Source organism: Streptomyces sp. 12E (assembly GCF_055633275.1).
On record NZ_JBVNCJ010000001.1, the window covers coordinates 3,822,334 to 3,846,331 of the forward strand.

The following is a 23,998-nucleotide window of genomic DNA, read 5'->3' on the forward strand; positions in this document are numbered from 1 at the left end:
ACCGCGGTGTACGGGGTCTGGGCGGCAACGGGAAACGAGCGTTTCCGTTCCTCCTGAGGACGGCTCAAATCCTGTTCAGCGCCGCCCTGTCGCCTTGACAGCAACCGGCGTTGATCGTTCCAATGAAGGTGTGGCGCGTGGCGTCGGCCAAAAAGACCTGGGCCGGCCGGCGATCGGGCGACCACCTGTCATCAGGGAACAGCCCCATGCGTTCATCCCTCACAGGCGAAACCTGATCCGGCGCACTCGCGCCGCTTCCCCGCTGTCGGGTGCCCGCGTCCTCGTTGTGCCGGCAGGCCGGCCTCGCCCGCCGCGCCGGGGCGCAACGCCGTGACCTGACCTGGCTGCCCGGGATTGGAGACCGAGTGCCTCCGCCGTGCGGCGGACAAGCCAGTCGGTTTCTGCGGTGCACCGTCCCGCCGTGACCCGTACCGCGCCTTGCGCGTCCCACATCCAGGAGATCCCACTTCGTATGTCCACGCCCTTCGACCAATGGGTCATCGAGGAGTTCCGAGCCAACGGAGGAAAGGTCGGCGGCCCCTTCGAGGGCAGCGATCTGCTGCTTCTCACCACGACCGGCGCCACATCCGGTGAGGAGCGCACCACCCCGCTGGGCTGCGTCCGTCACGAGCGCGGGCTGCTCGTCGTCGGCTCCAACCTCGGTGGGCCTCGCCACCCCGCCTGGTACCACAACCTCGTGGCCACCCCGCTGGTGCGGGTGGAGACCGGGACGGAGGAGTACGAGGCCGTCGCGGTGCCCGCCGAGGGGGAGGACCGCGACCGCCTCTTCTCGTACGTGGTGAACGCCGAGCCCGGCTACGGCGAGTACCAGGAGGACACCGACCGGATCCTGCCCGTCGTGGTGCTGGAGCGGAGCGATCCGGCACCCGGTGAGGGGCCCGGCACGGTCAGGAACCTCGCCGACAAACTGGTCGAGGTCCACGTCTGGCTTCGCGGGCAGCTACGGCACGTGAGCGCCGAAGTGGACGCCCACTTCACGGCACGGGCCTCCCGGCAGGCCGGGGACGACGCGCCGGTGCCGGGGCTCGGGCTCCAGATCCGGCAGCACTGCCTTGCCTTCTGCCAGACGCTGGAGTTCCACCACATGGGTGAGGACGCGCACATGTTCCCCGCGATGGAGGCCGCGCACCCCCATCTGAAGGACGCCTTCGAAAGGCTGCGCTCCGAGCACCGCACCGTCGCGCGGCTCCAGCAGGAGCTCGCCGCTCTGCTCACCGACATCGCACAGGCCGATCCCGAGCGGTTCCGGGCCGAGTTGGAGCGGATGGCCGAGGAGCTGACGGCGCACCTCGACTACGAGGAGGAGCAGCTGATCCCGGTGCTCGCGGAGATCCCCTTCCCACCTGGGCCCCCTGCCTGACAGGGTGAGCGGCCACCGCTCGAGGAATTCGATTCGAGCCCTTTCCGGATGCGGTCGTCGGCCGGAGCGACAGCCGGACGGAGACGCCGGCATACGTCCCGTCCGGCGTCGTCGAGGTCAGGGACCGTCCGAGGGGCTCCTTGCAGCGGTCGTCATCAGCGGCACCGGGACCGGACGGGAACCGTTGGCCAGTGACTCCGCGCCGGCCACGCCGACCAGTGACGCGGCCACGGCGGGCCGCACCGGCACCAGTGGTGGCTCTCCGTGCTCCATCGTGGCCCGGAAGGCGCGCAGTACCCGTACGGTGCCCTCGGCTCCGCGTGCCACGGGTTCTCCGGCGAGGGTGAGCGGCTCAGCGGTGCGTTCCTCCTCGTGGGCGTGGCCCCCTGGGAGCGCCCAGCCCTCCGTTCTGACACGGACCGACCAGGACCGTTCGCCGGCGGCCCGGACGGACTCGGCCAGCGCCTTGGTACCGCGTACGGAGATCCAGCTCCAGTGGCTGTCGGGTTCGCCCTGGAGGAACCCGTGCCGGGTGAGGGCCAGCGCCCCGCTGGACAGCCGTACCGCCATGACGACCGCGGCGCGTGGGTCCGCCTCGTCCACCGGGAACGCCGACACCTCCACCGGCCAGGCCCGGGTGAGGGCCAGCACCGGGGAGAGGGTGTGCGTGCAGTACGCCGTGGGAGCGATGCGCCCGCGCCAGTGCGCCGGATCACCGATCAGGCCCGCGACATCGGCCGGGGACATGCCGTGCAGGTAGTCCGCTTCGATCAGGCTGATCCGGCCCAGCTCCCCGGCCTCGATCGCCTGGCGGATGAGACGGACGTGCGGATGGGCCACGTAGTTCTCGGCGAAGGAGTAGGTTGCGGACGACCTGTCCGCCGTCGCGACGAGCCGCTCGCCCTCCGCGGCGTCCACGCACGCCGCCGACTCGGACAGCACATGTACCCCACGGTCCAGGAACGCGACGGCCAACGGCGCGTGCTCATCGAAGTCGTTGGCCAGGACGACCCCGTCGAGACGGTGCTCCAGCAGTTCCTGCCACCGTTCCACCAGCACCGCACCGGGCAGCTGCGCCTGTGCCACGGCGCGGCGTTCGGGATCGCGGTCACATGCCGCCACGACCTCCAAGCCCACCTTGCGGCACCAGTCCGCCAGGTGGAGCCCCATCCTGAGTCCGACCACTCCTGTCCGCATGCAGACATCCTCTTCCGGACCCCCCTTCCCCCACAGCTGGTTTGTGTGCTGATGATCTCGGTGTTGGGTGACCAATGCGGTCCTCTACGGGCGTTCGGACGAACTGTGGGTCGTGCGGGTCGAATGGTTCCGGGAAGGGACCTCGCTGCGCGTGGAGGTTCACAACCCGGGGTTTCCGGCGAACGTGCGCCTCCGCCGGCCGGGCGCGGATGACGCGCACGGGCGCGGGCTGCTCCTGGTCGACTCCCTCGCCACGTCCTGGCACTCCGGTCCCAGCCGTTCCGGAGGAACGGTGGTCTCCTTCGTGATGGCTGACGCCTGGCCCGTAGCGTGAAGGGGGCCCTGCGGACCGGAGCCGGACGTCACCTTCACCGATACCCGGCCGTCGCGGCCGAGGGGGCGGGCGGCGCGCCTTCCGGCACGGATCTGGCACGCGGCGAGTGATCAACGGGAACAACAGAAAAGCCCGGGTTTGTGACCTGGGCCTTCTTCGTGGAGCGGGTGACGAGAATCGAACTCGCGCTCTCAGCTTGGGAAGCGACGGCGCTTGCGTGGCCGGGTAGCTGCTGACCTGCGCGGATTCGTATCGCGACCGCAGGCGTGAGTGCTTGGTGGCACCGCTGGTGACCGTGGTTGTCCACTCCTACGGGTCCTACGGGCACGCTGTGGGCACGGGCGCGACCAGCAGTCGGGCCGCACAGCGCGCGACGCCTGCACCGGACGGACCGCATCGTCTCTGGGGGCTGACCCGGAGGGTCCGTCACGACTGCACACACCGGGAGCCGACATGTGGACCGGCCAATGTTGGTGACGTATTCTTCTATGTACATCACCAACATCGCCTGGGAGGTTCGGTATGTCCGTGACCCAGATCGACATCGACGACGACGCCCTGGAGCGCGCCATGGCTCTGGCCCACGTCCGGACCAAGAAGGAGGCGGTCAATCTCGCTCTGAACTTCTACGCCGAGCAACAGGAGCGTGCGGCGCGCATCAGCCGTCACTTCGAGCGTGCCCGTGAGTGGGGTGCCGTCGAGGACGCCGAGCATCTGCACAGGGCGGAGAAGCGCAGCCGGTGATCTACCTGCTCGACACGTCCGGCCTGGTCCGGCTGCTCCGGGATCCGAAACTGCAATCGGCCTGGTACGACGCGATCGACGCCGGGGCCATCGCATCCTGCTACGTGCAACGCACCGAGTTTCTCCACAGCGCCCGGAGCGGACGGGAGTACGACGAGATCGCGGAGATGTTCACGGATCTCTACCCCGACGTGCCGGTGCCGAAGAACGCGGGGCGTTGGATCGGTGCGGTGCAACACCGCATGGCCCGGGCAGGGGAGCATCGCAGCGCCTCGGCGGTGGACCTCCTCATCGCCGTCACAGCGGCCCACCATGGCCTGGCTGTCCTCCACGACGATGCCGACTACCGGACGATCGCCCGGCACGCATCCGACCTGACTGAGCACAACGTCCACGACATCGCTTGAAGGCGCCTTGCCGCCCGACAGGTACAGCGTGTGGCGGGCCGGGATCGCTTCGCCTTCTCCTGCGCGGTGACGATCTCCGCACGAAGACGGTCAGGACGCCCGGTCTTCGTCCGCCTGTTCCCGAGCAGCTTGTCCGTTGAAGTCGTACGTGTCTGCCCGGACGGCCGGCTTGCGGTCACTCCGGTACCTGCACGACGGTCAAGACGATCACCACTGACAGCTCCGGCGCATGGAAGACCACGGCGAAGGCGTCGGCGGACGGTTACTGGCGCTACACCTTCGCCGGCACGCCCACCACCGCACCCGCCACCGTCTCGGGCGATCACGTCGACGTCCGCTGATCCCGCGGAACCTGGCGACAGTCCTCACGCGAGTGGCGGCGCCCACCGAAAGGAACTGATCACTTCTCGTCGACACAACGGCGAGCGCGCTCCCGATGGGACCGAGTCCGATGCGGGCGTCCGGGCTGTCGTTCTCCCGTCCTTGCTCCACAAGGAGGGTGGGACAGCACCTCGTGCGGTGGGTCGAGAAGACCGCGCTGATCTTGGGTGTGACCACCGCATGAGGAGTTCGATCAACGAGGCCTCGCCGTATGCCGCGGCAGGGGGTGCGAGGGCAGGCCGAGCCGCAGGAGACCGTGGAGTCCGCCGTCGTCGACGTCAGGCTTGCCGGGGCACGATGCTCACCGCACGGTAGTCGTACCCGTCCTGCTTGAAGCCGGGAGCCTCCCACGTGAGGTCCACCTGTTGCCCGGGTGACAGCGTGCGGAAGCCGGCTGCCTGGATGTCGGAGCAGTGGCCGAAACAGCCGCCAGGAGTCTCGGGGCAGTCGAGCACGCCCCACCCCTCCTCATCGTCCCACTCGCGGACAGTCGCGGTCACCATGAGCTGAACCCTGCAAGCGCTGCCTGCGCCGGCACACGCCTGGATCTTGGTTCGGGAAGCTGCGATCATTTGGAGCCGGTCCGGGTGCCGACCCGGGCCGATGGCTGAGCGGACACCAACGTCTTGTCGTTCTGCCCTGCCGCGCCGTCCGTCGTACGAGTCCCCCGTTTTCCTTGCTTTCCTGGCTTTCGTCTCCCGTGGAGGAACCGAGTGGGCAGATATGCCCTCACACGTGGTGGTGTCGCCGCCGCCACCTCGCTGGCCCTGGCCCTGGGCCTCGGACCGCTGACCCCCGACGCGCACGCGGACGGGGCCGCCGAGGTGGTCATCCCGGCGGCGACGTCGCTGCGGCCCCAGACCGCCCTGTTCAGCGCGGGACCGTCGGGGTTCCTGCGCCATGAACCCGGGCGCGGCCACATATGGACCACCTACACCGGTGAGGACACGGTGGTGGACTCCTCGGCTGCCGAGGTCTGGGGCATGCCGGAGTTCGGCGCCGGTTCCGACGTCGTCGCCCGCCAGGACGACGCACGGACCGTGACGCTGCGGGACATGGCGGCCGGGGGGACGGCCACGACGATCCGGCTCCCGGACCGGCACACCTACCAGGGGACGCTCGGGCGGACCGTCGTGACGACCGCCTGGTCGGGTACGGGCGACGACCTGACGTGGTACCTGTTCGACCTCCAGGACGACGGCACGGTGCGCGACCGCACGGTGGCGGGCGTCCCGACGGGCGTCACTTCGGTGATCAGCGGCGACTCGCCCGTGGCGGACGCCCACGGCATGGTGGTCCTGTACAGGGCCGGCGGGACGCTCCGGCGCGGCTGGCTCGACGCCGACGAGGGCCGGCTGGTCGAGCTGTCCCACGACCCGAGCGGCAACGGCAGCGGGAACGTGATCCTCACCGCCACCCATCTGCTGTCGTGGAACGGTACCGCCGTCTCCGTCTACTCCCGCGACGACCTGAACACCGCCGTCCGTACCGTGCCCCTGGCGAACGACGGGCCGACGCACCTGCTGGGCATGGTCGGCGACACGCTTCTGGTCTCCCGCTACGACTCCTCGCTGGGCGCCATGGACGGCGCCCTGCCCGTCTGGCGCGTCGAGGCGCTCGCCACCGACGGGTCGACGACGGGGACCGTACTGGCCCGGTCGCGCAGCCTCTCCCTCGCCGTCCCCACCCCCGACGGCGGCCTCCTGGTGCCCGGCAGCGGTCCCGACACCGCCGACTGGGGAGTGCATCTCGTCCGTGCGGGCGCCGACGGCACTCCCGTGGTCAAGAAGGTCGCCGCCGCCGAACTGAAGCCCGTGGTCGACCCCGTGCGGGAACTCACCCTGGCGGGTGGCCGGCTGACCGTGACGGAACACGACTGGGACCGGGGCCGTACGTACATGTACGGCCGGACGATCGACGCGACCGGTGACACCCTCACCGCCGGTTCACGCACGGCCCAGGGCGTCACCGACGGCAACCCCTACCTCGTGGGTACCGGGGACGGCCGCACGGTGGTCTGGAGCACGGGGTTGTCGGGCGGCGACCGCGTGCCCCGGTTCGTGGGGCCGACGGGCTCGCTGCCCGGCACACCCGTCGACGCCGAGCACGACTACGTCCGCGTGTGGGACGCCAAGGGCCGGCACGTCGCGATGGCCACCGAGTACACCGACGAGACCGCGCCGCAGACGCGGGTGATCGACCTCGACACGGGTGACACGGTGCTGACCTCGCCGGAGAACGGTACGGCGATGTGGGGCACCACCCTGTGGGTGCGGGACGGCAACGACGGCGTGGCGCCGGTCGACGTCCGCACGGGCAGGCGCGGCGAATCGGTGTGGTTCGGGCGAGGGTGTCTGCTGGAGGACCTCCAGGCGGCCGGGCGCTGGCTGCTGTGGTCGTGTGTGGGATCGGCGGAGAGCCAGGGCGTCTACGACACCGTCGCGAAGACCAGGCTGACCCTCACCCAGGGAGCCTGGGAGACCGCGAAGCTCGGTGACGGGTTCGTCGTCACCGGCGTCGACGGACGGTTCGAGGTCACCGACGTCCGCAGTGGCACACCCGTCACGCACTCGGCGGGGACCTTCCAGTCCGGGCAGCCGTGGGACGTCGACCCGTACACCGGTCTGATCGCGTACGTGGACGCCAAGGGCGACACCCACGTGGTGTCCAGCGGTGTCCCCGCCCCGGCGCTCACCCAGCTCGACTCGGCCGTCGCCGGCTCGGCCGATGTGAAGGGCGGCGCCGCGAGCTGGAGCCCCAAGTGGTGGCTGTCGAAGCCGGCTGCCTCCTGGCGGCTCGTCCTCAGGAACAAGGCCACCGGTGCGACCGTGCGCACCCTCACCGGCGGTACCGCACGGGGCGTGATCCCGGCGTCGTGGAACGGCAAGGACGGTGCGGGCAAGCTGGTCGCCAACGGCGCGTACACCTGGACGCTGACCGCCGCCCCGGCCGACGGACAGGGCGCGGCCCTGACGAGGACCGGCACGGTGAAGGTCACCGGCGCGACCCCGGTCCGGCGGGACTTCGCCACCTCGGACGGCTTCGGCGAGCTGCTCACCCTCAACGGCTCGGGCGGACTGACGTACCAGTACGGCACCGGCACCGGGACCTTCACCAGCAAGAAGACGGGCTCCGGATGGCCGACGAGCGCGAAGTTCGTGCCGTACGGCGACCTGAACGGCGACCGGTGCAACGACGTGCTCGTCCGCCACAGCAGCGGCACGCTGCGCGCCTACCGGCCCGCGTGCGGGGCGGCGGTGACCCCGTCGACCGCGTACACCTCGCTGGGCACGGGCTGGAACCAGTACGACGTGCTGACCTCGCCGGGGGACATCAGCGGTGACGGCCGAGCGGACCTGATCGCCCGTCAGTCCTCGACCGGGGACGTCTACCTCTACAAGGCGACGAGCACGGGGAAGCTCTCGGCGCGGGTGAAGATCGCGTCCAAGTGGACGGGCTACAAGAAGATCCTTGGCGCCGGTGACCTGAACGGCGACGGCCGCGGCGATCTGCTGGCGCAGGACAAGTCGAACGAACTGTGGCGGTACGACGGCACCGGGACGGGCGCGTTCAAGAGCCGGGTCAAGCTGTTCAACGACTGGGGCTCGTCGTACAACGTGCTGGTGGGCGTGGGCGACATCACCGGCGACGGCAAGGCCGACCTCGTGGCCCGCGACACCGCCGGCAACCTGTGGCGCTCCAACGGCACCGGCAAGGGCTCCTTCGGCAGCCGCACGAAGATCGCCACGGGCTGGCAGGGCTACAAGGGCGTGTTCTGAGCCGTAGTTCGTCTCCTCGGACACCGAGCCCCGGGGCTCGGTGTCCGAGGAGACGAAACCACTCCGCCGACTGACGACGGACAGCAAGAAGGCCCAGGTCGCTGACCTGGGCCTTCTTCATGGAGCGGGTGACGAGAATCGAACTCGCGCTCTCAGCTTGGGAAGCTGATGTTCTACCATTAAACTACACCCGCGTGATCCGGAGGCCCCGCGTTGAGCGGTGTCCGGATGCCCCGTCACTCTACCTCATGTCAGGCCCCCGGTGTTCGAGCCCGGGGGCCTGACCGCGTTTCAGGGATGGATGCGGCTGCGGGGGGCAGAAGTTGGGGCGTACGGTGAAGGTGTGGGGTGCCGCCTGGAGGGCCGTTCCTTTGATCCCGTAATGTGGCTTTTGTTGTCATGGCAGTTCGCCAGACGCGGCCTCTTGGGGAAGGGACTCTTGGACTTGATGGAGCGCACCGTCGTCCGCTGTGCCGATGGGCACGTGTTCACCGCCGCCTCGTTTCCGATGCGGCAGGCCGAGCGGCTCGGTCCCGGCCGGCTCCTGCGGTGTCCGGGCTGCGCGCGGCTCCGCAGCGTCGTGCCGGTGGTGCTCGAGAAGCGGTAGCGAGCGGTAGTAGGGGTAACAGCGGGGGCGCGTGGGGTGGCCGATTGCGGCCGGTCCGCGCGCCTTGCGTATTCTCGGGGCGTGCTTCTCTCAGACAAGGACATCCGGGCCGAGATCGACGCCGGACGGGTGCGCATCGATCCCTACGACGACGCCATGGTGCAGCCGTCCAGCATCGACGTACGCCTCGACCGCTACTTCCGGGTGTTCGAGAACCACCGGTACCCCCACATCGACCCCTCCGTCGAGCAGGCGGACCTGACCCGGCTCGTGGAGCCGGAGGGGGACGAACCGTTCATCCTGCACCCGGGCGAGTTCGTGCTGGCCAGTACGTACGAGGTCATCACGCTTCCCGATGATCTCGCCTCGCGGCTGGAGGGGAAGAGCTCGCTCGGGAGGCTCGGGCTGGTCACCCACTCCACCGCCGGGTTCATCGACCCCGGGTTCTCCGGGCACGTGACCCTCGAACTGAGCAACCTCGCGACGCTTCCGATCAAGCTGTGGCCCGGTATGAAGATCGGGCAGCTGTGCATGTTCCGGCTCAGCTCGCCGGCCGAGCACCCGTACGGCAGTGAGCGCTACGGATCGCGGTACCAGGGGCAGCGGGGGCCGACGGCCTCGCGGTCCTACCTCAACTTCCACCGGACGCAGGTGTGAGCGGCATGCGCGAGAACCTCAGCTACGAGCAGTTCGGCGTCGCCGTCCGCGAGCTCGCCCAGACGATCGCCGACGACGGGTACCGGCCCGACGTCGTGCTGAGCATCGCGCGCGGCGGCGTCTTCGTCGCCGGCGGGCTCGCCTACGCCCTCGACTGCAAGAACATCCACCTGGTCAACGTCGAGTTCTACACCGGGGTCGGGACCACCCTCGAGATGCCCGTCATGCTCGCGCCGGTGCCCAACGCCATCGACTTCACCGACAAGAAGGTGCTGATCGCGGACGACGTCGCCGACACCGGCAAGACGCTCAAGCTGGTGCGCGACTTCTGCCTCGACGCCGTCGCCGAGGTGCGCAGCGCCGTGATCTACGAGAAGACGCAGTCGCTGGTGAAGTGCGAGTACGTCTGGAAGCGCACCGACGAGTGGATCAACTTCCCGTGGAGCGTTCAGCCGCCGGTGGTCAGGCGGTCCGGGCAGGTTCTCGACGCCTGAGAGAAGCGAGAAGGACGTGAGGAAGGGGGCTCCCGGCACCGGGAGCCCCCTTCCTCGTGCGCGGTCCGGGGTCAGAACGTGCCCAGCTTCACGATCGACAGCAGGGCGGCCAGCTGGATGGCCGAGGCGCCCAGGGCCTTCGGCCAGGGGAGGTCGTGGGAGCGGCTGACCATGACCGTGAGGAGGGCGCCGGCCGCCACCCAGGTGGCCCAGCCGAGGATCTGGACGAAGGCGGCGTCGCCGCCGGCGAACATGGCGAAGACCAGGCGGGGCGCGTCCGTGAGGGACATGATCAGCATGGAGAGGCCGACCGTGGGCTGCCAGGCGCCGTTGCCGCCGAGCTGGCGGGCCAGGGTGTGGGTGACCACGCCGAGGATGAAGGCGCTGATCACCATCGCGACGGCCGTCGTCAGGACGATCGGGATGGCGTTCGACAGCGTGGCGTTGATCGCGTCCTCGCGCGCGGTGTCGAAGCCGAAGACGGCGAGCAGGCCGTAGAGGAAGCTGACGATGAGGGCGGGGCCCCACATCGTGTAGTCGCGCATCTGGTGGAACGTCTGGGCGGGGGACAGGACGACGCCCCTGAGCAGGTCCTTCCAGCCCAGGCGGGGGCCGACCGGGCCGGCCGGCGGGGCCGTGTCGGCGCGGTGGGCGTCGCCCTGGTGGTAGGGGTCCTCGTTGATCGAGAAGGCCTGGGTGTGCCCCGGGTTGTTGGCGGCGTACGGGTCGTGCGGGGCGCCTTGGGCGCCGTGCGGGTACGCGCCGTCGCCGAAGTACTCCGGCTCGCCGTGACCGCCATGGCCGCCGGGTCCGCCCGGGCCGCGGTTCGCGTGCGGCCAGGGGCCGGCGCCGCCGCCGCCGTACGACGGCTGCTGCGGGTACGGCTGCGGCGCCTGCGGGTAGCCGTACGACGGCCCCTGCGGCGTCTGCTGCCCGTGCGGGGGGTGTTGCGGTCGCGCGTGAGGAGCGCCGTTGTTGTTCCGGCCGCGTCCGATCCTGAATCCAGCCACGTCATCGAACGTACCTGGTCCCGGGCGGCGGCGTACCGGACCCCGGCGTCCGGACCCGGCTTTGCGGCCGAGCTGTGACATCCCCTAAGGGGCCGTCAGCCGGGTCGTCCGTCCCGCGTAGGGCGCCGTGGCGGCCCGGTCCTACGGAGGACGGAGATTCCGCGTCGGTCGAGGGGGCCGCCGCCGTCGGCGACGGCGGCGGTGTGTCCGCGCAGGGGGTCTCCGGGTGGTTCAGCCGGTGAGGTGGGCGCCGAACGCGCCGTACGTGCGGGCCTGGCCGAGGCTGCCCGGGCCGAAGGCGCGGACCCCGTCGGTGGTGATGCCGTCGGCGGTGCCGTGCAGCGACCAGACGCCGCCGACGCCCTCGTCCTCGAATCCGGCGGTCACGGTGAGGTCGGCGTGGCCGTCGCCGGTGACGTCGCTCAGCAGGACGTCGGAGCCGAAGTAGTCCATGGCCTCGACGGCGCCGGGGACCGAGGTGGTGCCCTGGGTGACGGTGCGGGCGCCGGTGCGGGAGACGCCGGTGGCGGAGCCGTTCATCAGGACGGTGGCGCCGGCGTCCTTCGTGGTGCCGATGTCCTCGAAGGGGATGCCGATGGCCAGCTCGCCGTACCCGTCGCCGTCGACGTCGGCGATGGACACCGCGCTGCCGAAGCCGTCGCGGGCCTCGTCGGCGCCGGGGACGCCGGAGGAGTCCTGGGTGAGTTCGGCCATGGGGGCGTCGCCGTTGACGGGGCCGCCCTCCGAACCGCGGATGACGACGACCCGGCCGCCGAGGGAGCCGCTGTGGTCGTCCTCCTCGGCGAACACGTTGCCGAGGGCGATCTCGTCGTGGCCGTCGCCGTCGATGTCGCCGAGGGCGATCGACGTGCCGCCGTGCAGCGGGCGCGGTACGGAGGTGTCCGGGCCGGAGGCGCCGCCGAGGTAGGCGACGCCCTTGGACCAGCTGCCCGACGGGTCGGAGGTGAGGTCGGTGCGGTAGGTGAGGACCAGGTCGGACCGCCCGTCGCCGTTGGTGTCGCCGGCCTGCAGGGCGTCCACGATGTACGCCTTCTCGGGGGTGCCGATCCGCTGGGCGGCCCCGGTGGCGCCGTCGCGGGTGAGCGGCCCCCGGACGACGTACGCCTCGGAGTAGGCGCCGACGGCCAGGTCGGTGCGGCCGTCGCCGTCGAAGTCGCCGGTGGTCAGCAACCGGCCCCAGTTGTCGCGTGCGGCGGCCGTGGGGGCCTGGACGGTGGTGCCGTCGCGCAGGCCGTCGGCGGAGCCCCACAGCACGGTGACGGAGCCGCTGCCGTCGTCCTCGCCGGGGGCGCCGACCACGAGGTCGGTGTGACCGTCGGCGTCGAGGTCGGCCGCGGCGAGGGCGTCGCCGAAGGTGTCCTCCGCCTCGGCGTCGCCGGGAACGTCGGGGGTGTTCTGGCTGACGACGGTGGCGCGGGCCGGGTCCAGGCCGGTGGGACCGCCGTACGCGACGGCGATGTAGCCGGCCATGCCCCGGCTGTCGACCTTGGCGTAGGGGGCGGCGAAGGCCACGTCGCCGTATCCGTCGCCGTTGAAGTCGGCCCGGAAGGCGCGGCCGGCGGCGGTCGCCGGCGAGGCGGACAGGGCGAGCAGGCCGCCGGTGAGCGCGGCCGCGGTGGCGGTCGCGAGAGCGGTGCGGAGGTTCTTGTGCAAGGAGGTCTCCTGCGGTGAGCGGGACGACCGACGGGAGCGGCCGTTCACGGGTGCGGGCGCGGTGTGCCCCCGTGTCCGCCCCGGGGCGTCCTGCGGTTCACGGGTGATCACCGGTCAGGAGACCTCCGGGCGGGCCCGAGGGTTGCACCTGGACATGACGAACCGGAGGGACGGCGGAGCCGGGAGGGCGGGTGCGGGCGCGGTGCGGGCCCGGGGGCCGGCCCCGCGCGCGCCCGCCGGCGGAGCGGGGCCCGGCGGCGCCTAGGTGTTGTTGCTCGAGGGGCCGAAGAACTCGATCTCGGCTATGGCCACCTGCTTCTTCGGGGCGGCGCCGTAGGCCGAGCGCAGGATGAAGCGCACGGCGGTCACCTCGCCGACCCGGAACTTGCGGCGCTGACCGCCGGCGCCCTGGTCCAGGGTGATGGTGCGGGTGATCTTCTTGCCGTCGGCGAGGGTGATCTGCGCGTCGAGCTGACGCGGGAGCGCCGATTCGGAGAGCTGGTCCGGCTTGGTGGAGACGCCGGGGGTGATCACGAGGTCCAGCAGGCGGGTCGGCCGGTCGAAGGTGGCCTCCAGCCATTCGCCCTCGGCGGCCTGCGCGATGCCGGGGCCCCACCAGGTGTTGCTGAGCTTGTCGAAGGCGAGGGACGCGCCGTGCTCGGCGTAGGAGCGGGACGCCTTGACGCTGGACGGGCCGACCGGGGCCCGCTTGGCGAAGTGGTCGCGGGTGGCCTGGATCATCGCGCCCAGGTTGACGATCAGTGCGACGACCAGACCGATGACGACGGCGGCGACGACCCAGTTCCAGATGTGGCCGAAGCCCCGGCGCAGGCGCGGGCGCTCGCCGGCCCAGGCCGACTCGGCGTCCCGGGCGCCGAACACCCGGCGCCACCAGGGCAGCCGTTCCGGGGTGTCCTCGCCGCGGGTCATCGACATGGCACAGCGGGAGCAGTAGTGCCGTTCGGGGCGGTTGAGGGTGGAGCACCAGGGGCAGGGGACGCCGCCCTCCGCGTCCGGCTGCGGGCCCACGGCGCGGACCTGGGGGCGGTGGGCGACCGGACGCCCGGGCAGGACCGGTGCGACGGCGGGCTCGTCCGGGGCGCGGTGCTCCGGGTCGGCGACGGGCACGAGGAGGGACCTGGCCCGCTCGGCGGCGGCGTCCGCGGCGGCGTCGGCGGCGGCTTCGGCGGCGGCTTCGTGGTGGTGCTGCCGCGACGGCTCGGGGGAGCCCGTCACGGACGGCAGGGGTTCGGTGTCGTCCTCGGGGGCCGTGGTGGACGGGCCGGCCGGGTGGGGGGCGTCGGGGGTGACGGGGGTCCGGTCGTCGGCCCGGTGGTCGCGGGGCCCGCCGGGCGCGGCCGCGGTGGCGCGGTCCGGCCCGTCGTCGTGCTCGTCGCCGGACCCGTACGGGGCGGAGGGCAGGGGCGTTCCCGGTACGGCGGCCCGGTCGTCGGCGTGCGACACCGCTGCCGGCGCCGTCCGGGGGTGCGGCACCGCGGCACCGCCCCGGTCGCCGGCGTCGTCCCCGGTGCCGGGGGGCGTCGTGGTCCGTGCCGGGGACCCGGCGCGTCCCGGCCGGCCGGCGTCGGCCCAGCCGAGGACCGCCCCGCAGGAGTCGCAGAAGGACTGACCGGGCTCCGCCGGGGTGCCGCACTCGGCGCAGCTGGGGGCGGCCCGGCCGGGTCCGGAGGACTGGCTGGTCATCTGTCGGTGGTCCTTTCGGCGGCGGTCGCGGCGGTGACCTCGACCGTGTAGGGCATGTGGGCGGGGCGGGCGGCCGCGACCAGGGTGTCCAGCCGGTGGACGTCGGCGGCGGTCGGGTCGGGCAGCGCCAGGGAGACGTGCAGGTGCGGGCGGCGGTCGCCGGGCACCGGGCCGAGCGGCCGGGCGTGCCACTCGGCGGCGCCGCTCTCGGAGATCCGCGGCGTCGCGCCGAACACCAGGCGCACCGCTTCGGACAGGCCGCGCCGGGTGCCCCGTACCCGGTGCAGGTGGGTGGCGGCGGCGACGGCGGCCCGCAGCCGCCGCTCCCCCGTGAGGCCGTCCGCCGGGGCGCCGTCGGTCTCGATGCCGTCGGTCTCGGCGCCGACCCAGTCGGCCAGCCAGCGGGTGAAGTCGAGCGGGGCGAGCGCGGGGTCGAAGTAGGAGTCCAGGTTGTCGAGGACGACCAGGAAGGGCGCGAGCACCTCGTCGAGCCCGGCGACGAAGCGCTGCGCCAGGTCGTCGTCGGCGAAGATCGCGGGCAGCGTCGCGCCGATCGGCGCCGAGGAGCCCAGCCCGTCGACGGAGCCCCTCACGCGCCGTCCCCGATCACGCGGACCCGGTGGTCGAAGGAGAACACCAGGGACGGGGCGGACAGGTCGATCCGGTCGGTGGCCTCGCCGCGCTTGCCGGTGATCGGGTCGGCGGGGTGCAGCAGGACCTGGTCGACGAGTTCCACGCCGGGCACCCGCTGGAGCACCGCGAAGATCTCCCCGGCCTGTACGGGCCGCCCGAAGGGCCAGCCGGTGCCCTCGGCGCCCCCGGTGAGCGGGTCGAGGTGGCGGTAGAGGGCGTCGTGGGCCTGGCGGCGGACCCGGTCGGTGTCGGTGCCGCGGAAGGCGTGCACGGTGGCGACGACGGTGACGCCCTGGTAGAACGGCGGGCCGACGGCGAGGCGGGTGCCGATCAGCCGGCGTTCGTCGAGGTAGCGGGTGATGCGGGAGAGCAGCGCGTCGCCGGGCACGAGCTGTTCGAAGCGCAGCCGCCCGCCGGGGTCCGGCACGGCCTGGGGGACGACCAGGACCCGGACCGCGTACGCGCCGTGCTCGCTCTCCTCCCCTTCCAGGCAGGTGATGCGGGCGGTGTCGGGGGCGGCGCGGCGGGCGAGTTCCTCGTAGTCGCGCAGGGTGACCGCGCGTTCCTGGGCGCGCAGGGTGATGGGCGCCCGGGTCTTCGCCTCCTCGACGGTCTCGCCGTCGACGCCGCCGCGCGCGGCCTCCCGGTTGACGACCTCGGAGACGTACGGCACGGAGCGGCGCAGGACGCGGACGGCGCCGCGGGCGACGTTGCCGGCCCTGCCCCCGCCGGTGCGGTAGCGGCGGGCGCGGATGACGGCGCCCTTCGGGGGGACGGCGCCGTACTGGCGCAGGGTGCCGTCGGGTTCGCGCACCGCGGGGCCGAAGGCGATCTCGCCGGTGGTGGCGTCCAGGGTGACGTGCCGGTCGTGCGGGCGGGAGGCGGCGAAGTGGGGGACGACGTCCCAGTCGGTCCAGCCGTCGTGCTCGGCGGTCTGCAGCAGGACGGGCGGGGTGTCGCCCACGACGGGCGCGTGGGCCAGCCGCAGCCGCTGGCCGGGCAGGCCGGTGGACTCGCCGAGCGCCTCGTCGCGCACGGTCTCGGCGTGCACGGCGCCGGTGGTGCCGCCGAGGGTGTACGCCTCGGCGGCCCGCACGGACGGGGAGGTGGTGTAGAAGGGCTGGCCGGCGAGGGGTTCGGTGACCCGGCAGCGCAGCCAGCCGCCCTCGTGGCCGCCGTTGCGGGAGAGCACGTGGCCGCCGGGGACGTGCAGGACGACCTCGCCGGGCCGGTTGAGTCCGCCGGTGGCGTCGCGGTCGACCTCGCACTCCGTCCAGCCGTCCTCGGTCCACGCCTCCCACACCAGCGGGGGCTGGCGCGGGTCGACGCCGACGCCGTCGACGCGGCTGTCGAGTTCCAGGGCGACGGCGCAGTGCGGGACGGCGGCGCTCAGGCCGAACAGCATGCAGTCGCCGGGGCGGGGGGCCTCGGCGAAGCAGGGCACGTCCTTGCCCGCGGCCAGGTCGTCGGTGCGGTCGGTGACCGGCTCGCCCTGGTTCTGCACGGCCAGCCGGCCGAGCGAGCAGGGGACGACGGTGAGTTCGCGCTCGGTGGCGAAGACCACGGCCTCGTCGCGCTCGGTGCGGGTGGTGGCCACCTCGGTGCCCTCGGGCAGCACCACCGGCTCGTCCTGCGGCGCGGACAGCCAGAACGTGACGTCGGTGCGTGCGGCGGTGGGCGGGAACAGGGTGATGCCGACGAGGTCGAGGAAGGCCAGGTGGTTCTTCTCGGGCACCCGGTTGAGGCGGTAGACGATCTGGTCCGCCATGTGCGCGACCGCCTCGACCAGGGTGACCCCGGGGTCGGAGACGTTGTGGTCGGTCCACTCCGGGGCGCGCTGCTGGATGTAGCGCTTGGCGTCGTCGACGAACTGCTGGAAACGGCGGTCGTCGAGGTTCGGGGAGGGCAGGGCCATCAGCGGTCGCTTTCGGGGAGGGGGCCCGACTCGCCCGCACCGGCCGTGCCGCTCGTGCCGGGCTCGTCGTGGGAGGGGATGACGTAGAAGGGGAAGACGAGGCTGCGCGGGTTGTTGGTCCCGCGGACGGAGTAGCGGACGTCGATGTGCAGGACGCCCTCGTCGGGGCCGGCGGTGACCTCCACCTCCTCGACCTCGATGCGCGGCTCCCAGCGGTCGAGGCTGGCGTACACCTCGTGCTGGATGCGGCCGGCGGTGGCCTCGTTGACGGGGGCGAACACCAGGTCGTGGATGGCGCAGCCGAACTCCGGTCGCATCGGCCGCTCGCCGGGCGCGGTGGCCAGCACCAGCCGGATGGCCTCCTCGATCTCCTTCTCGCCGCTGACCAGGGCGATGCCCCCGGTGGGTCCGATGCGCAGGGGGAACGCCCAGCCGGATCCGACGAACTGCTCGGCCATCAGATCACCGGCTTTCCGTTGGCGGTCAGCAGACCCGTGATCGGTACGGTGGCGGCCCGGATGCCCACGGCGGCCGCCGCGTTGATCTGCACGCTCCCCATCGCGGACAGGGTGGCGAGACCCATCGCCTTCAGGGACAGCGCGCCCTTGGCGTCGACGCTGACGGCGCCGACGGCCGAGCTCAGGCTGACCGCGCCGCGGCCCTCCAGGGTGAGCGGGCCGCCGCTCCTGATGCTCACGGACCGCTTGCCGTTCAGGATCAGGTCGGTGCCCGCCTCGACGGACACCGAGCGGCTTCCCTTGATGACGACGGTGCCCTTGCTGTCGACGGTGATCTCCGTCTTCGTACGGTCCAGGTTGATGATCAGCTTGTCGTCGCCGGAGGCGACGCGGACGCCCTGCTTGCGGGCGCCGGTGGTCTGGCTGAGCAGGTCGACGCGGTTGGCGTCGCGGTCGGACAGGGTGTGCCGGATCGCCCGCCGCTTCACGCCGTCGTGCAGCGGCACGTCCCGGACGGGGGACGGCCTGTCCACGCCGTTGTAGAGCCCGCCGACGACGAACGGGTGGTCGAGGGCGCCCCGGTCGAACGCCACCAGCACCTCGTCGCCCACGTCGAGCGGGAAGATGCCGCCGCCGCGCTTGCCGCCGAGCTGCACGGTGCGGGTCCAGTCGGAGACGTAGGTGTCGTCCAGCCACGGGAACCGCAGCTTGACCCTGCCCTGCTTGAGCGGGTCCTGCACGTCGGTGACCAGGGCGTTGGCGACACTGGGCAGGCGGGGCGCGGCCGCCGCGGTGCCCCCGCCGCCGGAGGTGAGCCCGAACAGCGAGCGCCACTGGCGGCCGCTGACGGTGATCCAGGTCTCGTAGTGCTTGCCGTCGCCGAACACGTGCCGGGCGGACGTCACCGTGTACTTGCCCTCGAAGGGGGCGCCGACGTCGGTGAGGGTGACGGGGACGCCGGGGCGCAGCTTGGGGTTGCCGCGCACCACGACCTCCAGCTCGGCGAAGGACGAGGTCACGTCGTCGGCGAGGGAGTCCGCGGCGAACTTCACCTCGTTCTGCCGGTCGTAGGGCTTCTCCGTCTCCACGAGGGTGACGATCCCGAACGCCGAGGCGGCCTTCTGGGGGGTGGTGCCGATGGAGATGCCGGCGTGGGCGGTGGTGGGCGCGGTCGCGGTCAGCTCCTTCTTCGCGACGACGTCCCAGCCGCGCGCCTCGACCCGCCCGTACTGGTCGGCGGAGCTCACCGCGGCCCGGCAGCGCAGCACGTCGGTGCCGGCCTGGAGGACGAACGGGCTCTTCTCGCCCGGTGTGCTGACGGGGGGCGCGCCGGAGGCGGGGTCGGGTTTGACGAACTGGAACTTCCCCCTGGCGTCGAGGGACATCACCATGTCGTTCTCGTCGGCGAGCCGGGACAGGAAGTCCCAGTCGGTGACGTTGGCCTGGCTGATGAACTCGTAGACCGTCCTGGTCGACTGCACCTTGCCGACGGCGACGCCGTCCTGGCCGGCCAGGGTGCGGGCGATGTCGGACGCCGTCTGGTTGCGGTAGGCGGCGACCCGGCGGCGGCGCATCATGCGGTGGCCGCGGTCGTAGCCGCGGATCACGGTGAAGGTGCCGGTGCCGTCGTAGTCGGTCTCCATGCCGGTGACCTCGCCGGTCAGCAGCGGGTCGCCGGCGCCCTTGCCGTGGGCGACGGGGGAGATCACCACCTCGGTGCCGAACCTGATGCCGAGTTTGCCGAGCACCAGGCCGTGCGCGTCCCGGAACGTGACCCGGAAGGCGCCGGGCACCCCGGCGCCCAGGTCGACCCAGCCGCCGACGAGCAGCGGGGCGAAGTAGGGCGGTACGGGCTTGCCGTCGAACGTGACGTCGACGATGTTGGAGAAGGAGGGCTTGACCATCAGAACGCGACCTCCCCGGCCGCCGGAAGGATCAGTTCGGTGCCGCCCGGCAGCCGGGACGGGTCGTCGATGTCGTTGGCCTCGGCGATCGAGCGCCAGGCCGCGGCGTCCCCGTACTCCCGCCAGGCCAGCGACTGCAGGGTGTCGCCCGCCACGACCCGGTGCACGCGCCGCGCGGTGAGCGCGCCCGAGGTCGGGTTCTGGCCCTTGGTCTGACTGGGGATCTCGTTCAGCTCCACTTGGCAGGTCGCCCTGATCGGTACGCCCGTGGTGCCGAACAGCGTGTAGTTCGCCCCCACGCTGCCGATGTACGCGGTGAACCGCGCCGTGGAGAACGACCCCCATTCGAACACCACCCACGGTGTGGACGGCTGGTCCGCGGCGATGCTCTTGGCGGTGACCTCGCAGCAGGAGAACAGCGCCTCGACCTTCTTCAGCACGCTGGTGTCGCCGGGGTCGCCGGAGGAGTCGAGGAAGATCTCCATCGACAGGCTCCGGCCCTCGGCCCCCATGAACTCGGGCAGCGGACCGTCGCGCAGGGCGGCGGACGGTGTGCTCTTCCACTGGGCACGGCGGGTGAGGGTCAGCTGCGCCGGGTTGAAGTCGAAGTCGAAGGTCCTGATCAGACCGCCCGGTGTGGTGCTGTCGCCGATGGGGGGCTCGTGGATGGCCAGCGTGGCCCGCACCAGGCTCTTGCCCGCTCCGCCCTTGGAGCCCTTGCCTCCCTTGCCTGCCATGGTCCTTCGTCTCCGTCCTCGGTGCTGGTGTGTCGGTGCCCGGTGGGGGGCGCGGTGCGCGGTGCGCCGGTCCGTCCGTGGTCCCGGTCGCGCTCGGTCGGCGAGGTCGCGCTCAGTCCGTGAATCCGTGGTGCGCGATCTCCAGGACCTCCGTGGCCACGCCCGGGTTCGCGGGGTCCAGGGAGGGGCCCTGCCAGCTCACCGGCAGGACGTCGATCAGCCCCCAGCGCGCCACCTCGGAGCCGTCCGCGCGCAGCGCCGAGATCTGGGCGGTGGGCCGGGTGACGCCGGTCGTCACGGAGGAGATCCAGGCGGCGACCTTCGAGGTGTCCGGGGTCAGCGGGCGGGTCAGCCGGATGGTGGAGAAGGTGACCCGGGTCGGCAGCTGCCACACGAACCCGTTGTTGCCGCCCTCCCGGTACTGCTCGACCTCCACCGTCGACGCCAGGCCCTCGCATCCGTTGAACGCGCCGAGGCTCTGCCCGTCGATGGTGAGGGTGAAGAAGATGGTGGATCCCGGATCGAGATCGCTGGGCATCGGAGGGCCTTTCGGAGGCGGACGGAACGACGGGCGGGGGTGAGGACGGCCGGGTACGGGTCAGGTGCGGGGGTCGCGGAGTCTGCCGATGCGTTCCCGGTCCATCCGCAGCTCGGTGCGCAGGAGGCGGGTGAGCGGGCCGACCAGACGGTGGGTCAGTTCGTCGATCTGGCCGTCGGTCAGGGCGCGCGGGTCGAAGGCCGGCCCGGCGTGCGGGCCGCTCCCGCCGGGGTGCGGGTCGTGGAGGCTGTACGGCGGGGGCGGGCCGGGATCGTACGGCGGAGGGGTCCCGGGGTCGTACGGCGGAGGGGTCCCGGGGTCGTACGGCGGGGGCGGTCCGGGGGTGTCCGGCGAGGGCGTGCCGACGGCCTTCTTCCAGAGCGACTTCAGCGCGGTGGGCACGGCGGCGCGCTGGACGGGGACCGGCAGAGCGGGGAGCGCCGGGGCGTCGGGGGCGCGCAGCCGGGTCGCCGGGGGGACGGCCTCCGGGGAGGGGGCCGCCGTGGCCGCCCGCTGCACCGGCGGTGCGGAGGGATCGGCGGGGGGCGCAGGGACCGGGGCGAAGGCGGTGGGGGCGCGGAGCGGGACCGGACCGGGGGAGGCGGGTGCCGCGGGCCCGGCAGCCGGGGGCGCGGGCACGGGGCGCTTCACCGGGCTCTGTGCGACGGTGCGCTGGACGGCGGCGGGGGCCTGCGCACCGGGAGGCGGCGACGCGGGCTCGGCGGGGGGCGCGGACACACGTGCGCCCGGGGAGCTCGCGCGGACGGGACTCGGCGCGGGCGCGGGCGTGGGCGCGGTGCGGCGTCGGAGGGGGGCGCCGAGGCCGGGCCGCGCGGCGGGGGCCGTGGCCTGCGGGCCGGGGAGCGCGGGGCGGTGCTGTGCGGGCACGGAGCCTGCCGGGCGGACGGGCGCCGGTGAGCCGGGCAGGGCGAGGCGCTGCACGGGCGTGCCCGTCCCGGTGCGGGGAGCCGGTCCGGGGGCGGGCGCCGGGCTCCTGTCGCCGCCGACCGGACCGGCGGAACCGGAGCGCCGGGCCACGGGCGCGGACCCGGGGGAGGACGGAGCGGACGGAGCGGGCGGCTCGGACCGGGTCACCGCGAGCCGTTGGATGGGGGGACCGACGGGCGTGGCGGCGGGTGCCGGGGCGGAGGCGGCGCCGCTCGGCACCGGCACGGGAACGGAGGTGGAGCCGAGCGGCGGCAGCACGGCACGGCTCGTGCCCTCCGCGGGACCCCCGGGGCCGGTACGGCGCTGGACGGCGGGGGAGACGGCTCCGGGGACCGTCGCCCCGGACGGCGGAGGACCGGCCGGGGCGCCGGGCACGGCGGGGGGTGCGGGAAGGACGGGTGAGGGGGCCTGGCCCGCTGCTCCGGGGTTCGCACGGCGCTGGACGGTGGGTGTGTCGCCGAGGGCGGCGGCGGGGGGTGCGGGAAGGACGGGTGAGGGGGCCTGGCCCGCTGCTCCGGGGTTCGCACGGCGCTGGACGGCCGGTGTGTCGCCGAGGGAGGTGACGGGGAGCGCGGGAAGGACGGCGGCCGGGGGCGCGGCCCCGGAGTCCGTACGGCGCCGCACGGAGGGAGCGGCGGCTTCGGGCGTGTGCGCGCCGGGGGACGGAGCCGTGCCCGGGACACCGGGCCGCGGCGCGGCGCCCGCGCTCCGGGCCCGCTGGACGGGGACCGCCTCGGCGGCGGGAGCGGCAGGGACGGCAGGGACGCCAGGGACGGCAGGGACGCCAGGGACGGCAGGGACGGCAGGGACGGCGGGGGCGGCGGAGGGCCGGCGGGCGCCGGACGCGGCCGGGATCCCGTCGGCGGCGGCGGACGCGGAGGAACCGGACGAGGACGGGGTCACGGGGGACGCGGAAGCGTCCGCGCCCCGGTGCACCGGTGACGACGGGACACGCCGGAGCGGTGCGACGGGCGCCGTGGAGCCGGGCCGGGCGATGCGCTGCACGGCGGTCACGGGAACGGTGGCCGGCGCGGACGCGGGTGAGCCGTCCCGGGCGCTCCCTGGAGGACCGGCCGTGGGACCGGTGGGCGTGACCGGTGCGCGCCGCGCCGTCGGCGCTCCGGACGACGCCACCGGCGTCCCCGAAGGACCTGCCGGGGGAGTCGGCGTGGAAGACGGCGTGGAAGGCGGCACGGCGGCAGGGGCCACCGTGCCGGCGCCGCCGCCCGTGGGCGCGGTGCCGGGCCGCCCGGTGCTCCCGGCCCCTGGGCCGCCCGACGGTCCGGAGGCGTCGGGCCGCCGCGCGCCCGGTACGCCGCCGGGCCGGGCCGCCCGCCGCTGCACGGCGGGCGCGGTCTGCCGCAGGGGCACGGCGGCGGGCGCGGGACGGAGGTTCGGCGCCACGGGCGACAGCGCGGACGGCACGACGGGAGCCAGCGCGCGGGCCGGCGCCAGGGGCCGTACGGGAGGAGCCGGGGAGGCGGGCGCCGGTGCCCGTTCCTCCGCCGCTTCCCCGGTGTCCCCACGCGGTACGGACGCCGGCCGCACGGACGTGACGGCCCGCTGGACCACGGGATCCTGCCCGCCGGCACGGCCGGCCCCACCGACACCGCGGGGAACCTCCGCCTCGGTCCGCGCACCGGGGGTCGTACCCGTAGCCGGGCCGGGCCGCACGGCCGCGCCCCGCGCGGTGGCCGGGGTGTCCGTGCCCGGGGAGCCGGGGGCGGCCGCGCGCTTGGTGAGCGGGGCGGACCCCGGGGGCGGGGCCGTCACGGGCGCGCCGAGCAGCGGCCGGCGACGCGCGCCGTCGGGAGCGCCGCCCCCGGCGGCCGGGGAGGCAGGGGCGGTCGGTGGGGTGGCCGGGCGCGCACCGGGGCCGCCCCCGTCCCGGCCCACGGCGACCGGCAGGGCACGCCGTTGGACGGGCGCCGCCGGGACCGCCGTCCGGGTCAGTGCCGCGGGCCGGGGGGCCGGGGCGGTGACGGGGGTGACCGACGGGCCCGAGGGGCGGCCGACGGCGAAGGGGGCCGCCGCGCGCTGCACCGGCGGCTGCTCCGTGCCGTCGCCCGGGTGACCGGTGCCGGACTCGGCGGGAGCGGCGACGGGCAGGGAGAGCGCGGGGAGTTCGAGTCCCGGCGAGGGCCGCGCCGAGGCGGTGAGGATCCCCTGGACCAGCCCGCCGGGCGCGCCGTCGAGCACGGCGTGGGAGAGCGTGCCGGTGAAGGCCGGGTTCTGCCAGGTGCTCAGCCTGCCGCCGAATCCGGAGTCGGCGACGGGCCACGACGGCCGGGCGGTGGCCCGCTGGATCGGCGGCAGCCCGGGCCAGGCGGCGGTGCGCGCCACGGCCGCGGACGCACCGCCACCGCTGCCGGCGGCGTCGGCGGAGGACGTCTTTGGGGACACCCGCGCCGTACCCGCATCCGTACCTGCGGCCGGGGACGGGGCGGGCGCGCCGGCCCCGTCCCGCCTCCCCGGCGCGTTCCTCCGCAACCGGTC

Annotated in this window: 19 protein-coding genes, 1 tRNA gene and 1 pseudogene; 8 read left to right on the plus strand and 13 right to left on the minus strand. The window is 73.6% G+C overall.

Going from position 1 to position 23,998, the window contains the following annotated elements:
- The first annotated feature begins 472 nt into the window (after window positions 1-472).
- Window positions 473-1,381, plus strand: a complete 909-nt coding sequence (locus tag ACZ8ZB_RS17770; RefSeq protein ID WP_470738682.1) for a nitroreductase/quinone reductase family protein — start codon at window positions 473-475, stop codon at window positions 1,379-1,381.
- A 117-nt stretch (window positions 1,382-1,498) separates the two neighbouring features.
- Here the strand turns inward: ACZ8ZB_RS17770 and ACZ8ZB_RS17775 are convergent, their stop codons facing one another.
- Window positions 1,499-2,578 carry a Gfo/Idh/MocA family protein gene (locus ACZ8ZB_RS17775; RefSeq protein WP_470738683.1) on the minus strand — a complete coding sequence of 360 codons (1,080 nt, stop codon included), beginning with the start codon at window positions 2,576-2,578 and terminating at the stop codon, window positions 1,499-1,501.
- 6 nt (window positions 2,579-2,584) lie between these two features.
- Between ACZ8ZB_RS17775 and ACZ8ZB_RS17780 the strand changes: the two are divergent.
- The 3 genes and pseudogenes from ACZ8ZB_RS17780 (at window position 2,585) to ACZ8ZB_RS17790 (ending at window position 4,063) form a co-directional block, all read left to right on the plus strand.
- Window positions 2,585-2,912 (plus strand): annotated as a pseudogene (locus ACZ8ZB_RS17780) (ATP-binding protein).
- A 522-nt stretch (window positions 2,913-3,434) separates the two neighbouring features.
- A complete protein-coding gene (locus tag ACZ8ZB_RS17785; protein ID WP_470738684.1) occupies window positions 3,435-3,656 on the plus strand; it encodes a type II toxin-antitoxin system VapB family antitoxin in 222 nt (73 codons plus the stop codon).
- Window positions 3,653-4,063 (plus strand): PIN domain-containing protein, encoded by a 411-nt coding sequence (locus ACZ8ZB_RS17790; RefSeq protein WP_470738685.1) that lies wholly within the window; start codon window positions 3,653-3,655, stop codon window positions 4,061-4,063. The genes ACZ8ZB_RS17785 and ACZ8ZB_RS17790 overlap by 4 nt, the downstream gene beginning before the upstream one ends.
- A gap of 659 nt (window positions 4,064-4,722) precedes the next feature.
- On the opposite strand, the gene ACZ8ZB_RS17795 is transcribed toward ACZ8ZB_RS17790, so the two are convergent.
- Complete coding sequence (locus ACZ8ZB_RS17795) at window positions 4,723-4,947, minus strand: cold-shock protein (protein WP_470738686.1); 225 nt, start codon at window positions 4,945-4,947, stop codon at window positions 4,723-4,725.
- A 210-nt stretch (window positions 4,948-5,157) separates the two neighbouring features.
- Between ACZ8ZB_RS17795 and ACZ8ZB_RS17800 the strand changes: the two genes are divergently transcribed.
- Complete coding sequence (locus tag ACZ8ZB_RS17800; protein ID WP_470738687.1) at window positions 5,158-8,223, plus strand: FG-GAP-like repeat-containing protein; 3,066 nt, start codon at window positions 5,158-5,160, stop codon at window positions 8,221-8,223.
- A 120-nt stretch (window positions 8,224-8,343) separates the two neighbouring features.
- Here ACZ8ZB_RS17800 and ACZ8ZB_RS17805 read toward each other — a convergent pair.
- Window positions 8,344-8,417 (minus strand) — tRNA-Gly (locus ACZ8ZB_RS17805).
- A gap of 254 nt (window positions 8,418-8,671) precedes the next feature.
- Here ACZ8ZB_RS17805 and ACZ8ZB_RS17810 point away from each other — a divergent pair.
- The 3 genes from ACZ8ZB_RS17810 (at window position 8,672) to ACZ8ZB_RS17820 (ending at window position 9,981) form a co-directional block, all read left to right on the plus strand.
- On the plus strand, window positions 8,672-8,830 hold the full coding sequence (locus ACZ8ZB_RS17810; protein ID WP_470738688.1) for a hypothetical protein: 159 nt from the start codon (window positions 8,672-8,674) through the stop codon (window positions 8,828-8,830).
- 81 nt (window positions 8,831-8,911) lie between these two features.
- Window positions 8,912-9,487: a dCTP deaminase gene (gene dcd, locus ACZ8ZB_RS17815; protein WP_030827650.1), complete on the plus strand. Its 576-nt coding sequence runs from the start codon at window positions 8,912-8,914 to the stop codon at window positions 9,485-9,487.
- Window positions 9,484-9,981: a phosphoribosyltransferase gene (locus tag ACZ8ZB_RS17820; RefSeq protein WP_470738689.1), complete on the plus strand. Its 498-nt coding sequence runs from the start codon at window positions 9,484-9,486 to the stop codon at window positions 9,979-9,981. The genes dcd and ACZ8ZB_RS17820 overlap by 4 nt, the downstream gene beginning before the upstream one ends.
- A 71-nt stretch (window positions 9,982-10,052) precedes the next feature.
- Here ACZ8ZB_RS17820 and ACZ8ZB_RS17825 read toward each other — a convergent pair whose 3' ends face one another.
- From ACZ8ZB_RS17825 to ACZ8ZB_RS17870, 10 genes are all read right to left on the minus strand, one after another.
- Window positions 10,053-11,072 (minus strand): Yip1 family protein, encoded by a 1,020-nt coding sequence (locus ACZ8ZB_RS17825; RefSeq protein WP_470738690.1) that lies wholly within the window; start codon window positions 11,070-11,072, stop codon window positions 10,053-10,055.
- Between the two features lie 150 nt (window positions 11,073-11,222).
- Window positions 11,223-12,665, minus strand: a complete 1,443-nt coding sequence (locus ACZ8ZB_RS17830) for an FG-GAP and VCBS repeat-containing protein (RefSeq protein ID WP_470738691.1) — start codon at window positions 12,663-12,665, stop codon at window positions 11,223-11,225.
- Window positions 12,666-12,926: 261 nt separating this feature from the next.
- On the minus strand, window positions 12,927-14,369 hold the full coding sequence (locus ACZ8ZB_RS17835; protein WP_470738692.1) for a zinc ribbon domain-containing protein: 1,443 nt from the start codon (window positions 14,367-14,369) through the stop codon (window positions 12,927-12,929).
- Window positions 14,366-14,962 carry a phage tail protein gene (locus ACZ8ZB_RS17840; protein WP_470738693.1) on the minus strand — a complete coding sequence of 199 codons (597 nt, stop codon included), beginning with the start codon at window positions 14,960-14,962 and terminating at the stop codon, window positions 14,366-14,368. The genes ACZ8ZB_RS17835 and ACZ8ZB_RS17840 overlap by 4 nt, the downstream gene beginning before the upstream one ends.
- Entirely contained in the window at window positions 14,959-16,917 is a 1,959-nt protein-coding gene (locus ACZ8ZB_RS17845) for a putative baseplate assembly protein (protein ID WP_470738694.1), read from the minus strand. The genes ACZ8ZB_RS17840 and ACZ8ZB_RS17845 overlap by 4 nt, the downstream gene beginning before the upstream one ends.
- Window positions 16,917-17,375 carry a GPW/gp25 family protein gene (locus ACZ8ZB_RS17850; RefSeq protein ID WP_381231601.1) on the minus strand — a complete coding sequence of 153 codons (459 nt, stop codon included), beginning with the start codon at window positions 17,373-17,375 and terminating at the stop codon, window positions 16,917-16,919. The genes ACZ8ZB_RS17845 and ACZ8ZB_RS17850 overlap by 1 nt, the downstream gene beginning before the upstream one ends.
- The gene (locus ACZ8ZB_RS17855) at window positions 17,375-19,279 is read right to left on the minus strand and encodes a VgrG-related protein (protein WP_470738695.1); all 1,905 of its coding nucleotides are present in this window, start codon (window positions 19,277-19,279) and stop codon (window positions 17,375-17,377) included. Before ACZ8ZB_RS17855 ends, ACZ8ZB_RS17850 begins: the two co-directional genes overlap by 1 nt.
- Window positions 19,279-20,016 (minus strand): CIS tube protein, encoded by a 738-nt coding sequence (locus ACZ8ZB_RS17860; RefSeq protein WP_470738696.1) that lies wholly within the window; start codon window positions 20,014-20,016, stop codon window positions 19,279-19,281. Before ACZ8ZB_RS17860 ends, ACZ8ZB_RS17855 begins: the two co-directional genes overlap by 1 nt.
- Window positions 20,017-20,128: 112 nt before the next feature.
- Window positions 20,129-20,554 (minus strand): phage tail protein, encoded by a 426-nt coding sequence (locus tag ACZ8ZB_RS17865; RefSeq protein ID WP_381231595.1) that lies wholly within the window; start codon window positions 20,552-20,554, stop codon window positions 20,129-20,131.
- A gap of 60 nt (window positions 20,555-20,614) precedes the next feature.
- Window positions 20,615-23,905: a hypothetical protein gene (locus tag ACZ8ZB_RS17870; protein ID WP_470738697.1), complete on the minus strand. Its 3,291-nt coding sequence runs from the start codon at window positions 23,903-23,905 to the stop codon at window positions 20,615-20,617.
- Window positions 23,906-23,998 lie beyond the last annotated feature (93 nt).

Bases quoted from the DNA above. Each gene is read 5' to 3' on its own strand.
- ACZ8ZB_RS17770 (WP_470738682.1), top strand. From the start codon at position 473: ATGTCCACGCCCTTCGACCAATGGGTCATCGAGGAGTTCCGAGCCAAC.
- ACZ8ZB_RS17865 (WP_381231595.1), bottom strand. From the start codon at position 20,554: ATGCCCAGCGATCTCGATCCGGGATCCACCATCTTCTTCACCCTCACC.
- ACZ8ZB_RS17850 (WP_381231601.1), bottom strand. From the start codon at position 17,375: ATGGCCGAGCAGTTCGTCGGATCCGGCTGGGCGTTCCCCCTGCGCATC.
- ACZ8ZB_RS17860 (WP_470738696.1), bottom strand. From the start codon at position 20,016: ATGGCAGGCAAGGGAGGCAAGGGCTCCAAGGGCGGAGCGGGCAAGAGC.
- ACZ8ZB_RS17795 (WP_470738686.1), bottom strand. From the start codon at position 4,947: ATGGTGACCGCGACTGTCCGCGAGTGGGACGATGAGGAGGGGTGGGGC.
- ACZ8ZB_RS17825 (WP_470738690.1), bottom strand. From the start codon at position 11,072: ATGTCACAGCTCGGCCGCAAAGCCGGGTCCGGACGCCGGGGTCCGGTA.
- ACZ8ZB_RS17855 (WP_470738695.1), bottom strand. From the start codon at position 19,279: ATGGTCAAGCCCTCCTTCTCCAACATCGTCGACGTCACGTTCGACGGC.
- ACZ8ZB_RS17785 (WP_470738684.1), top strand. From the start codon at position 3,435: ATGTCCGTGACCCAGATCGACATCGACGACGACGCCCTGGAGCGCGCC.
- ACZ8ZB_RS17845 (WP_470738694.1), bottom strand. From the start codon at position 16,917: ATGGCCCTGCCCTCCCCGAACCTCGACGACCGCCGTTTCCAGCAGTTC.
- ACZ8ZB_RS17775 (WP_470738683.1), bottom strand. From the start codon at position 2,578: ATGCGGACAGGAGTGGTCGGACTCAGGATGGGGCTCCACCTGGCGGAC.
- ACZ8ZB_RS17835 (WP_470738692.1), bottom strand. From the start codon at position 14,369: ATGACCAGCCAGTCCTCCGGACCCGGCCGGGCCGCCCCCAGCTGCGCC.
- ACZ8ZB_RS17810 (WP_470738688.1), top strand. From the start codon at position 8,672: ATGGAGCGCACCGTCGTCCGCTGTGCCGATGGGCACGTGTTCACCGCC.